Source organism: Leptospira sp. WS58.C1 (genome assembly GCF_040833995.1).
GTDB lineage: Bacteria > Spirochaetota > Leptospiria > Leptospirales > Leptospiraceae > Leptospira_B > Leptospira_B cinconiae.
Genome location: NZ_CP162137.1, coordinates 3,653,517 through 3,665,157, shown reverse-complemented (window position 1 = coordinate 3,665,157; position 11,641 = coordinate 3,653,517). Strand labels below are relative to the sequence as shown.

Sequence of the window (11,641 nt, the reverse complement as noted above, 5' to 3'; positions counted from 1 at the left end):
GATCAATTGTTTACTTTGATCCGATCCAAATAATAAATTCGGGAGCCAGCCTCCCGTTTTTCCCGCTCAAAATGGGAGATTGGGAAGTTTGCTCTTTGGAGAGAAAACTCTGTATTGACGGGTTTATATCTCGGATCATTCCTAAAAAGGCGAATTCCTTTGCGTGCATAAGGGCCGTAATCGGTTGCAAAATGGAATCTGCCGCCATTTTTCAAAAGAGTATGAACAGTATCTAAAAATCTGGGATTCAATGTCCTATGTTTATGGTGTCTACGCTTAGGCCAAGGGTCGGGAAAGTTGAGAAGTATTTCGTCGAAGATGCCTGGTTCGAAAATTTCTTCTAAAAACCAATTGAAGTTAACTGAAAGAAGTTTAACGTTCTTTATATCGTATTCTTTCAAGTCGCGGATCGTTTTGCGCAGACGGTCCGGCTTTTTTTCCATAAGAACAAAACCGGTATTTGGATTATCTTTCGCTAAGGATACGGCAACTTCTCCCCAACCGGAACCTAACTCTAGGTAATATGTCCCGAATTCTTCGGAAAACAAATCGTTTTTTTTTAATTTACTTCCGGGGTTTATTTTTAAGAAATAATCAGAGGTAAACGGGATTCTAGTCGCGATCTTCCATTGTTTTTCACGAAAATTCGATGTCATCGCCGAATGCCTGCAAATACCAAATCTCTTAGTTGTCTAATTTAATACAGTGAAAATAAAATTATACGGAGTAAGAGGATCACTTCCTACTCCGCTTTCCGGTTCGGAATATAGAGAAAAATTAGAAAAGATCCTAGAGTCCGCTCATAGGGAGTTCAAACTTAAGAATGGAAGTTTTTCCGTTCCTACATTTTTACAAACTTTAAGCCCTGAACTATTACGTCCTGTAGGAGGAAACACTACTTGTGTATTTGTGGAATCCACAAGCGGTCAGAAGTTAATTATAGATTGCGGTTCCGGAATGAGAGAACTTGGTAACGATCTTCTAAAAGACGGCATAGCTCAAGGCGGTACTATCAAAATTTTAGTGACACATACTCATTGGGATCATATACAAGGGTGGCCTTTTTTTAAACCTGGATACGTTCCAAACGTTCAAATCGATTTTTATTCCACCATTAGCAATCTGAAAGAAAGATTCGATCGTCAGCAAAATCCGGAAAACTTCCCGATCACATTGGATGAGATGATGTCCAAGAAAACATTCACCCTTCTCCAAAGACAGAAGACCGTCCAGATCGGCGATTTTAAAGTAACTCCTTTCCTTTTAAAACATCCGGGCAATTGTACGGGCTATCATATCGAAGAAAATGGAAAAAGTTTCCTATTTTGTACCGATGTGGAAGTGAGAGAAGAGGATCTTTCCGAATTCGAACAATTACGCGCGAAATTCGGAAGTCCTGACATGCTGATCATAGATGCACAATACAGTTCCGAAGAAGCGGATCGTAAAATCGGTTGGGGGCATACATCCGGTAGATTAGCGGTGCGTTGCGGGGAAGTCCTGGGTGTAAATAAACTGGTGCTAACTCATCATGAACCAGATCATCCGGACGAAGAAATCATACGAATGTTCAATCAAGAAAAACAATCCACTGCGCTTTCAGAGATCGTATTAGCTAGAGAATCGGATATCTTTAATTTGTAGAAGGAAGTTAGCATAAGAATAGATGTTTAGATCTATTTTTAACGGTCCTTCTCACTTCTAAATTCATTTTTTTAAAAGAATCTTAAGTTCAAAAGAAATCTTCTTTTAAATTTTTTCCAAGTACTGTATGCTCTCCCGGCTATGCAAGAACTAGAGATCGGGATGGATCCTTCTAAAAAGGTAGTACCCGATTCGCTGACGGATCAAAGATTTTATACAAGGTTCCGTAAAGACAGTCGGGTTAAACTTTTTGAGGGAGGAAATTGGAGCGAAGGTATTCTGATAGATATATCGATGATTGGAGCGTCTATTCTTTCGGATGAGGATTGGAGCCCAGGCAAAAAAATCACGATTATGTCGCCAATGTTTTCCTGCGAGATACCGGGAGAGGTCATTCGTAAAACCGTTACGGACGTTGGGCAAAGATATGCGATAGTATTTCACGATCTTTGCGACTCAAGCATACTTGAGATACTTAATAAGATAGCGTATTGCAAATAACGTTTTTTGTTAAGTAGTTGGAATTTTTTTCCAAAGCTCTAAACTCAAGGCTTGCCAGGCCGACATTTATAATAGGATGAACCTGGGAGTTATACAATCTTCTTCCATGCTGGAAAGACCGAAAGATAATTCGGTTAAGTACATTGGTCACGGGCAACTGGAAAGTGCGCCCCAGGCTAGTTCTGTACTCCATGTAATCTCCCATGAATTAGGACATGTTGCTGAGTTTCGTAACGATGCTATTCGAGATAATGCAGAACTCAGATCTATAGACGTATCTATCGAATACGAACTTAGGGACGGAAAATTAGTAGCGGTAGCTGGAGAAACCAGAGCGACCACAGTTAAAAAGGCCGAAAAAGAGAAACCTAATGTTTCATCCTTAAATGAAGAAGGGGCGAAGAGCAATAACTCGGCCGATTCTACTAAAAACAAAGAAGCTGCTTCTCATTCCGATCTGATTTCGGATAAAGAATGGGAACTTATGTCCGAATTACGTGAGATCGATCTGGAATTGAACCGACTGGATAAGAATCAGGTTTCATCTCATGATAATCCGGAAAGAAAGAGCGAAGACGAAGCTCGTCGTCATATGGAACTGATCGAAAGAAAACGTAAATTGGAGATGGCGTTAAGCCAGGAAAAACTGAAAGCCCTTTTGGAAGAAACCTTAAAAACCATCCAAGAATTAAATCAAAAACAGCTCCAATTTGCCGGAAAAGTATATTATGGAGATGCTATTAGTTCTGCCGGTAATCTGTTAGAAACTCACGCGTAAGCTTTAGCCTTGTTCATTGATCTCTTGTGGGATTGCGTCTTCTTCCATCGGAGGAATGATTAATGATTTCATCATATTTTCTATGATCTTTCTGAGTTCCGGTAGACCTTTTCCGTATTTGGGAGAAACAAAAACGATTTCCAACATAGGATATAGTCCTTGGATGTTTTTCATTTTTTTTCTGAGTTTGGAAAGTTCCGACTGATTGAGTTTATCTATTTTAGTACGAATTAAAACAGGTTTGGTCCCTCTTTCGAAACAGGTACCGATCAATTCCAGCTCTTCATCGGGCAATTCTCTTTGTGCATCGGATAATAAGAACAGACATTTTAGATCTTTGGCCGAGTTCAGATAATTCATTAAAAGATCCATCATTTGTTCATGATCTTTATGTGAATTTGCGGAGTAACCGAAACCGGGCGTGTCTACGAGGAATAAGGACTTAGATACTAAGAAAAAATTCAGTAATTTGGTCTTACCGGGAGTTGCAGAAACTTTTGCTAAGGATTTTCTTTCTACGATTGCGTTTAATAATCTGGACTTTCCTGAGTTGGAACGACCTGCAAATGCTATATGAGGAATACCTTTGGAAGGAACTTTAGAAGCATCCGCATAAGAAGATACGAATCTAACTTCTCTAAAGAACGGGTCCGGCTTTAATTCTTGGAGTTCTTCCATAAACCTCTGGACTCTCTAGTCTTGCGGGAAATCATCCGATCGAATATCATCCAAACGGGAATCCCACATTCGAAGGCAAACCAATACAGTTTTCCCTTCCCGTTTTAGAATGGGTAGCATTTTTCTGACCTGAACCGGAATCTCTTTCTCCCGAAGGATTTCCGAAACGTCTCTATGGATTCCTCCAAGCAGGATTTTTTCTCCTTCTCCGTCGTTAGAGGGTTCGCAATTTTTCGGGATCTTTTTGGTCTTACCGTTCCATTTCAAAAAGAAAGATTCGGAGTTATAACTGAATGGTTTCAAATATGAAGCGGTTTTTGGTAAGATGTACAAATCCGACGAAACACTTTTCCAAAACCAAACTTCTTTGTTTTCGAGTGAAAAAGAAACTTTCCTATCTATGTTATGAAGAAGATCCGAAAGGAACTGAGAATTCAGAGGATGAAGACCTAGACTTTTCATATGTAAGTCCAGAATTTGTTTACATATAGAGCCAGGCTCTTCTTCTAAAATTTGTCTGGAAACTGTTCTAATCTCGTCTTCATTTATTTTTCGGTTTGTAATTCCGATTCTAGGTGTATCGGAATCGTGAAAATTATGAAAAATTTTATCCGGATCTGCGCCTTCTTTTAAAAGTACAGGAAGAAGTTCGGATCGGATCCTGTTCCTAAGATAACGTGAAGAATGATTGGATTCGTCTTCGAATACGGGCCAATCCGCTTTTGCCAATGCGGTTTTACGATCTTGTTCTCCGAATAATAATAATGGCCGAAATCTATTATTCTCTAAAACTCCTAATGTGCGAAGCGAATTCCACCCCCCTCCTCTGATGAGTTGTAGCAGTACGGTTTCTAGATAATCTTCCGTATGATGTCCGGTTGTGATATACCCGCCTATCTTTTCGGAAATTTTCTCTAGGTCTCTAAATCGGAGAATTCTGCCGGCTTCTTCTAAACTAATTTTTGTCTTATTTGCAAACTTCGGAACGTTTTTTTTTTAAAGATGTGCTTTGGGGTTAAGGAACTGATATACTTTAGGATCTCGGATTCTTGCTCCGAATTATCCCGGATAGAATGATCCAAATGGTAAATGGTTGGAAAATGAGAGATTAGATTTTTATTATGAAGCCACAGAAAGAATTGAAGAAGTAGGGAAGAATCCTTTCCCCCGGAAAAAGAGATTACCGCAGGTTTACTTTTCATGAAGTCCTGGTAATTTTTTAAACGGGACCAAGCGGATTGAAAAATGGATTCTAAGGTTTCGTTCATTATCACCTTAAGCGTTTTACACCTATTAAAGTAATATCATCCGTCTGTTCCCTTTCCCCGGTAAAGTTTTTTATCTTTTTTAAGACGGTTTCTAAGAGTTGAGGGAGGTTTTCTTTTCTGGCTTCGAAAACACAATCATGTAAGCGTTCTATTTCGAAAAAGTCTTCGGTAAGGTTCATGGCTTCCCACACACCGTCCGTGAACATTAGGAAAAAATCACCGGGTTCTAAGTTTAATTCTCCTCTATTCTCGAATCTGTCTATTTCGGGATCAATTCCTAAAACAACCCCTCCCGTCGGAATTTCCTCCAAACGATTTTCCTTTTTGCGATAAACTAAAATATTTCCCTGTCCACCGCCGCTAAAAACAAAACGATTCTCGTTTTGGTCCCAATGAATTATGGTCAAGGACATGAAACGAGGAGAAACAACGTCCTTAAAATAATTTTGATATAAATAGGTATTTACCGTAAGTAAAATTTCCCAAGGAGTCGGATTCTTTCGGACTAATGAATGGATAACCGTTCTGACAGTTGCCATCACGATCCCGGCTGGAACTCCTTTGCCGCTCACGTCTCCGATACAAACATAAGTTTCTTTATTTGTTGGATGTGTTATAAAATCGTAATAATCCCCGCCTACTCCGATCGCTGGCACCATTATCCCACCGAATTCGTAATTAGGATGGTCGGGCATTTTTCTAGGAAGTAAGGATCTTTGTAGGTCTCTAGCGATCTCAATTTCTTTATCCAATCTTTCCTTTTCGGCTCTTTGATGGAATAAATGAAAGTTTTGAACGGAGATCCCTGCTTGGACGGCAAATGCGTTTAGGACATCGATTTCTTCGGGACTCCAATGGAGTTCTTCTTCCTTAGCGAGAAGTATCCAAATCTCCGAATTGTCGGAACGTAAAACGGGCAAGATCGCCAAATGTTTTTTCTTTCCATTACTTCCTAAAGTTTTCCATTCTTTCAGATCCGTGGAATCCATTAAGATAGCGGATTCGTTCGGTTTTTTCAATACACTCCAATCTCCCTTTAGTTGGATATTTAACTTAATTTCGGGCGCTCTTGGGCTTCCCGTAAGTATATACCCTTCGGTGGAAGTTGTTTTTCCTTCCGAGCCGAGTTTTCTTTCTATAAGAGCGTAGAGGTTACTTTCCGAAAATTCGGTTAAAGAAAGAAGAATAACCCGAAAAATTTCAGTTCTGTATTTGAATCCTAAACTGCTGAGTTTTAAGGCGGCTGAGTGTAAATTTCTAAAATTCCTGGATTGGGTCTGGGATACCTCGAAAAGAATTCTGTTTTTTAACGTAGTGGCAAACTGACTAGCGATTAATTCCAGAAAATAGCGGTCCTTCTCCGCTTGGACCGGATCGTCTTTTTCGTAATCTACATTAATTAATCCTAATACTTCTTTTTTGAGATGAATGGGAACGGAAAGTTCCGATTCAACTTTATTCACTCTTCCATATTGTCGGATCTGTTTATGGGGTTGTTCATCGAATCTATAATATACCGACTTGCAGGTTTCGATCGCTTGTCCTAAAGGTCCGTTCTGTTCTCCCTTTTTTATCTCCATCCTAAAGGCAAGTTTTTCTAATGCAGGGCCTTTTTTGTTTTTACAGGATTTTACCAGGATCCGATCCAATCGAGGTTCATACACCATTACCGAGATGCCTGGAAGATTCAATTTTCTGAATGCTAGGTTCGTAAAATTTTGAAGAAGGTCGTCAAGATTCGGACTAGTATTAAAAAGAGAGAGGAATTCTAATAAGATCTCGTTGGATAACGTATGTATTTCCGGAGGTTTGATCCTATTTCGTTTTCTTTTTTCTAAGATCCATTCTCTTCCACAGGAATGGCAAAGAAACTTTCCATCTTTGAGTTTTCCTTCCGGAAGATAAAATTCTCCGCAAAATACGCAGGACATCCGGACAAGATGATAAGGGCAAGGTTTGAGACTGGAAAGATGTTTTTATCTTCCTCTTTCAGAAAATCTCCGAATAACATGAATTTGTTCCAAAGAGGGAAGATTATCTTCTTCTAAAATTAGAAAGTACATCCATCTCCATGATATTATGTCATTTGATTTGCCGGGTTTAAATCTATTCTAATACAAAATTTGCGCTCCTTCCTCGAAACGAAGCGACTTGCTTGGATTTTAAGTTTTTTCCTTGACCGGAAAATCATCAATCAGCACCTTTTTTGAGCAGATGTCCGGTTACGTAAAACCCAGCCCACTCCGCCATATACAAGAAGTGGCAACCGCTATGAATTCGACTTTGGATCCGGACCGCCTTCTGGATTTGATTTTGGAAAGATGTATCCAAATTTGTGAAGTCGGTTCCGGTTCCCTCATGCTGATCAGCAGAGTTGACGAAGTCTTGGATATTGTTACATTCCGTGGGATGAACCCTTCCGTTCGGACAAAAGTTAAACTCCGTGTGGGAGAAGGAATTACCGGTATCGTTGCCGCTTCCGGCGAAGGGATGATCGTAAACGACGTTACCCAGAATCCACATTACATTTCCATTAAGGATGATATTCTTTCGGAGCTTGCAGTTCCGATGATCGTGGAAGACGAAGTCATCGGAGTTATCTCTCTTGATTCAAGCAGAAAACAAGCATTCAGCGATGAACACCTAGAACTCGTTTCCACTCTCGCTAATATGGCGGCCCAGATCTTTAAAAACCTCCAGACTTTCAGACAGTTGGAACAAAAAAATAAGATCCAACAGGTACTTATAGATATTTCTAGGACCGTAACTTCTACATTAGTGCTGCAGGAAATTTTTGACGATGTGATGGATAGGTTGGATAAATCTCTGAACCTGGAAAGAGGATCCATCGTTCTTTTCGAATCAGATAAGAATATCCTGAAACTTATCGCTGCTTCCGGACTTACCGCAGAGGAAATGGAGAAGGGTGTATATCTTCCCGGAGAAGGTGTTACCGGAAAAGTTTACGAATCCGGAGAAGCAGTCATAGTGGAATCCATCGTAAGCGATGATAAATTCTTGGATAGACTCGGGAATGCCAGTCATTTTAAGAATAACCCGGAGAACGTTAGTTTTCTTGCAGCACCTATCAAGTCCGACACGGATGTATTGGGTGTAGTCAGCGTTTTCTTTGTTCATAAAAAATACGTGGATTTAAAAACGTATTTGGACTTCCTGCAGGTAGTCGCATCCATAATTTACCAAGCGATCCGTATCCAAAAACTGATCGATGAAGAAAAACGCGAGATCTCTAGGGAGAACATTCTATTAAAACGAGAACTTAAGAATAAATACAAGTTCGGTTCATTGATCGGAAAATCCAAATCGATGGAAAAACTTTTCGAGATGATCCAACTTGTTTCGGATTCTCGTGCTTCGGTATTGATCACAGGGGAATCCGGGACCGGAAAAGAGATGATCGCATCCGCGATCCATTACAATTCTTCCAGAGGTGATAAACCTTTTATCAAGATCAATTGTGCCGCCATTCCTGAGAATCTTTTGGAGTCCGAATTATTCGGTCATAAAAAAGGATCCTTTACAGGTGCAGTCGCCGACAAAAAAGGAAAGTTCGAGATGGCCGACACTGGGACCATCTTCTTGGATGAGATCGGAGAAATGGATCTGAATCTTCAGTCCAAACTTTTAAGGGTTCTTCAGGAAAAAGAAATAGAAGCGGTCGGTTCTGTTAAACCGAAGAAGATCGACGTAAGGATCATAGCGGCGACTAACGCGAACCTGGAAGATCTAATCTCTCAAAAATTGTTTAGAGCTGATTTATATTATCGCTTAAATGTGGTTAATATGTTGACTCCTCCTCTTCGCGAAAGACCGGAAGATATTCCTCTTTTGATCAATCACTTCATCACTAAGTATACTTCGGAGAATATTAAGAAGATCAAAGGGATCACTAGGGAAGCGCATAAACTTCTGATGAATTATAGCTGGCCCGGTAACGTTCGAGAATTAGAAAACGTAATCGAAAGAGCGGTGGTTCTCTCTCAATCCGAAATGTTGGATATACAAGATTTCTCCGAGATCAGCGGTCGTATCCTTTACGGGGACGAAGGCGAAGAAGTGGAAGTTGGTATGGATCCGGAAGCTTCTTCCGAAGTGGCAAGTTCCAAGTTCTCCCCGGCTCATTTAGATGCGTTAGACGGGCGGGCAATGGAAGTTGTAGTGGGAGAAGTAGAGGCAAGACTGATCAAGTATGCCATGAAGAAATTCAAATATACCAAGACCAGGGTTGCCAAGTTTTTGGGCATCAACAGAAACACCTTGGATAAGAAGATCAAAGATCTTAAGATAGATTACTAAGAAGGAAGTTTATCCTTCCAGTTCTGATCGAATTGTTTATAATTGCAGGTCAGCTCTTCGTCCTTTAGGATCTTGCGAACGGCTCTATCCCTCCCTAGAGGGTTGCTTTCTCCTTGAACCCCGCTTTTATCTTCCAAAGTGTTTGCTTGATCACTATGATTCATAAAGCGGGAATTATCCACGCAAAAATACCACTGCCCTTCAAACAAATAAGAATATGTATGGATCATATTTCGGAGCCTTTGCGGAAGAGCTTGGACTTCCTCCTCCGTAAGGGTCCAAACGGTTTTAGGATGGAACTCCCACACGAGTTCCCCTTCTTCTATATCTCTGCCTGCAAAAACACCAAGGCCCCCGATAGAAGACTCGGCAACGTAAGTCGGCACTTTCAGCATATTTCTATAATCCGATAGCGGCCGCGGAAAGTGAATCATTTTCCGGAGAAGGATACGGTTCCAAACTTCCATTTTTCAAGACTACTACTTGGTCCGCGGCATGTAGACCGGTCAGTCTGTGGGTTACGGAAACGATTGTTCTTCCTTCTCTCAATTTTTGGAGAGTTTTCAAGATTCTCGCTTCTGTGATCGGATCCAAAGCGGAAGTCGCTTCGTCCAAAAGAAGAATTTGAGGATTTCTCACTAATGCTCTCGCTAAGGCGATCCTTTGTTTTTCTCCGCCTGAAAGTTTAGAACCCTTATCTCCCGCGATCGTTTCATATCCGTCAGGAAGAGCGGAAATGAATTCATGGATCTCGGCCAGTTTTGCAGCTTCGATCGCCTCTTCCGGGGTCGCATCCGGGCGTCCCATACGTATGTTTTCCAGAATACTCGTATGGAATAAGAAAGTATCTTGGAAAACGATACCTATCATGGAATGAAGAGCATCTAAACGGATTTTCTCCATTGCGATACCGTCCAGGCTGACTTTTCCCTGGTTCGGCTCCATCATTCCCAATATAAATTTCAGAATTGTACTTTTTCCGGAACCACTTTGCCCGAGGATCACAGTATAAGATCCTTTTTTGATCTCTAGATTGACTCCGCTCAAGTTTTTAGTTCTACCTTTATAACGGAAATGTAAATCTTCTAGTTTAATGGAGTTGTACAGTTCGGAAGGTGCAAATGGACGTTCTCCTTCCGTTTCGAAAGTAGGCGTCCTTAGGATCTCTAGTATTCTTCTAGCCGAACCGCTTGCTTGGTTCATTGTAGGAAAATACTGGGAAACATAAAGTAGAGAATAGGACAAGTTCAAGAATGGAGGAAGAAATGCCGCTAAAGCTCCCACACTCACCATCCCGTGAAATGCAAACCAAGCTCCTGAGATCAAAAGTACTGCTTGTAAAAGAAGGATCCCGCCGGATGCGGAACGTTCCAAATAAGAATTAGTCAAACCCAGTCTTAAGGAAACATGAAATAGTTTCTCACAGTTTCCTTTGAATTTTTCCCAGAAAGCTCCATCTAAGTCGTATACTCGGATCAGGTTTTGAGCCGAGATAGATTCTTCGACAGCGGTTAGGACCTTGGCTTCTTCTATCTTTCTTTCGTAACTCGCTGCGGTAGATCTAGTGGAGAAGAATACAGGCCCTAAGAAAGTGATCGGCCAGATCAAAGTAGCAATTGCACCTAACTTCCAATCCAAAGCGAATAATAACGCGGTTCCGAAGATCGCTTCTAGTAATGGAGAGAGTCCCCAAGGAATAAGCGCAAGAACGGCGTTTTCCAGAGCGGTCAGATCGGTGGAAAATCTAGAAAGAACGTCTCCAAGCCGAGTATTTGAATAGAACTCCAGATTCACTCTTTGCAAATGAATGAATAACTCTTCTCTCATGTCTCTTATTGCACGAGCGGATACCCAATTGTATAAATAATCACGGACTGTTCCTGCGGCAGTGATCAAGATTGTTCCGCCGATCAACAAAGCGCCTGTGATATAGAGAACGGTTTCATTTTTCCCGATCAAAGCTTCGTCGATCAAAAACTTAAAAGAGAAAGGAATTGCAGAATAAACGATGATTTCGGTAAAAAGAAGGCCTAAAACGATGCCAAGTCGTACTTTATATTTTTTAAAATATCTGCCTAAACCGAGCAGAACTAGCAAAGGAGATTCGGAAGAGGGTTCGTTCCCTGCAAAGCTTGGCCCTAAAGAAGAAGAATAGGACCCTCTAGCGGCCTGACTTCCTTGCGGGATCTTAGGTCCGGCTAATTTTGTGTTAGAATTCGTCGCCTGCGTTTTTCCGAATTTAAATCCTTCGGTGAATTTCTGTTTATTTGTCATATATATATCCCCATGGATCCCCGGCGGGAGAAATGGGCGTATCGGTTAGTAAAAAAATTTCCCCGATTTCCCCAGGATATTTGAGAGGCCTTTCGGCGTATATCCGGTAGCAGCGGATTTTCTTGGAACTTCTGTCTCATTGCTGAAAAATTTTAGGAGACAGAATATTTAAAGCGAAGCT

11 protein-coding genes are annotated in these 11,641 nt (G+C 40.9%); 4 read left to right on the top strand and 7 right to left on the bottom strand.

Going from position 1 to position 11,641, the window contains the following annotated elements; translation table 11 throughout:
• Positions 1 to 2 precede the first annotated feature (2 nt).
• Positions 3 to 656 (bottom strand): tRNA (guanine(46)-N(7))-methyltransferase TrmB, encoded by a 654-nt coding sequence (gene trmB / locus AB3N61_RS16820; RefSeq protein WP_020769337.1) that lies wholly within the window; start codon positions 654 to 656, stop codon positions 3 to 5.
• A 49-nt stretch (positions 657 to 705) separates the two neighbouring features.
• On the opposite strand from trmB, the gene AB3N61_RS16815 reads away from it, so the two are divergent.
• The 3 genes from AB3N61_RS16815 to AB3N61_RS16805 all read left to right on the top strand — a co-directional run bounded on the left by AB3N61_RS16815 (position 706) and on the right by AB3N61_RS16805 (position 2,923).
• Positions 706 to 1,644 carry an MBL fold metallo-hydrolase gene (locus tag AB3N61_RS16815; protein ID WP_020768997.1) on the top strand — a complete coding sequence of 313 codons (939 nt, stop codon included), beginning with the start codon at positions 706 to 708 and terminating at the stop codon, positions 1,642 to 1,644.
• A gap of 141 nt (positions 1,645 to 1,785) precedes the next feature.
• A complete protein-coding gene (locus tag AB3N61_RS16810) occupies positions 1,786 to 2,145 on the top strand; it encodes a PilZ domain-containing protein (RefSeq protein WP_020769099.1) in 360 nt (119 codons plus the stop codon).
• Positions 2,146 to 2,221: 76 nt separating this feature from the next.
• A complete protein-coding gene (locus tag AB3N61_RS16805; RefSeq protein WP_020769143.1) occupies positions 2,222 to 2,923 on the top strand; it encodes a hypothetical protein in 702 nt (233 codons plus the stop codon).
• 3 nt (positions 2,924 to 2,926) lie between these two features.
• On the opposite strand, the gene yihA is transcribed toward AB3N61_RS16805, so the two are convergent.
• Genes yihA through AB3N61_RS16785 form a run of 4 tightly spaced genes read right to left on the bottom strand, consistent with a single transcriptional unit; the run spans position 2,927 to position 6,800 of the window.
• Complete coding sequence (yihA, locus tag AB3N61_RS16800) at positions 2,927 to 3,601, bottom strand: ribosome biogenesis GTP-binding protein YihA/YsxC (RefSeq protein WP_020769213.1); 675 nt, start codon at positions 3,599 to 3,601, stop codon at positions 2,927 to 2,929.
• 15 nt (positions 3,602 to 3,616) lie between these two features.
• Positions 3,617 to 4,537, bottom strand: coding sequence for a tRNA lysidine(34) synthetase TilS (gene tilS, locus AB3N61_RS16795; RefSeq protein ID WP_367899110.1), 921 nt, complete (start codon positions 4,535 to 4,537; stop codon positions 3,617 to 3,619).
• A 14-nt stretch (positions 4,538 to 4,551) separates the two neighbouring features.
• A complete protein-coding gene (locus AB3N61_RS16790; protein ID WP_020769130.1) occupies positions 4,552 to 4,869 on the bottom strand; it encodes an ATP-binding protein in 318 nt (105 codons plus the stop codon).
• Between the two features lie 2 nt (positions 4,870 to 4,871).
• On the bottom strand, positions 4,872 to 6,800 hold the full coding sequence (locus tag AB3N61_RS16785; protein WP_367898147.1) for a GAF domain-containing SpoIIE family protein phosphatase: 1,929 nt from the start codon (positions 6,798 to 6,800) through the stop codon (positions 4,872 to 4,874).
• A 340-nt stretch (positions 6,801 to 7,140) separates the two neighbouring features.
• On the opposite strand from AB3N61_RS16785, the gene AB3N61_RS16780 reads away from it, so the two are divergent.
• On the top strand, positions 7,141 to 9,186 hold the full coding sequence (locus AB3N61_RS16780) for a sigma-54-dependent Fis family transcriptional regulator (RefSeq protein WP_036089362.1): 2,046 nt from the start codon (positions 7,141 to 7,143) through the stop codon (positions 9,184 to 9,186).
• Here the strand turns inward: AB3N61_RS16780 and AB3N61_RS16775 are convergent.
• On the bottom strand, positions 9,183 to 9,581 hold the full coding sequence (locus AB3N61_RS16775; protein WP_020769281.1) for an SET domain-containing protein: 399 nt from the start codon (positions 9,579 to 9,581) through the stop codon (positions 9,183 to 9,185). The genes AB3N61_RS16780 and AB3N61_RS16775 overlap by 4 nt on opposite strands.
• A 4-nt stretch (positions 9,582 to 9,585) precedes the next feature.
• A complete protein-coding gene (locus AB3N61_RS16770; protein ID WP_020769191.1) occupies positions 9,586 to 11,460 on the bottom strand; it encodes an ABC transporter ATP-binding protein in 1,875 nt (624 codons plus the stop codon).
• Positions 11,461 to 11,641 lie beyond the last annotated feature (181 nt).

Excerpts from the sequence above, each read along its gene's own strand:
- trmB (WP_020769337.1), bottom strand. The coding sequence starts at position 656 with ATGACATCGAATTTTCGTGAAAAACAATGGAAGATCGCGACTAGAATC.
- AB3N61_RS16810 (WP_020769099.1), top strand. The coding sequence starts at position 1,786 with ATGCAAGAACTAGAGATCGGGATGGATCCTTCTAAAAAGGTAGTACCC.
- AB3N61_RS16805 (WP_020769143.1), top strand. The coding sequence starts at position 2,222 with ATGAACCTGGGAGTTATACAATCTTCTTCCATGCTGGAAAGACCGAAA.
- yihA (WP_020769213.1), bottom strand. The coding sequence starts at position 3,601 with ATGGAAGAACTCCAAGAATTAAAGCCGGACCCGTTCTTTAGAGAAGTT.
- AB3N61_RS16790 (WP_020769130.1), bottom strand. The coding sequence starts at position 4,869 with ATGAACGAAACCTTAGAATCCATTTTTCAATCCGCTTGGTCCCGTTTA.
- AB3N61_RS16785 (WP_367898147.1), bottom strand. The coding sequence starts at position 6,800 with ATGTCCTGCGTATTTTGCGGAGAATTTTATCTTCCGGAAGGAAAACTC.
- AB3N61_RS16780 (WP_036089362.1), top strand. The coding sequence starts at position 7,141 with ATGAATTCGACTTTGGATCCGGACCGCCTTCTGGATTTGATTTTGGAA.
- AB3N61_RS16775 (WP_020769281.1), bottom strand. The coding sequence starts at position 9,581 with ATGCTGAAAGTGCCGACTTACGTTGCCGAGTCTTCTATCGGGGGCCTT.
- AB3N61_RS16770 (WP_020769191.1), bottom strand. The coding sequence starts at position 11,460 with ATGACAAATAAACAGAAATTCACCGAAGGATTTAAATTCGGAAAAACG.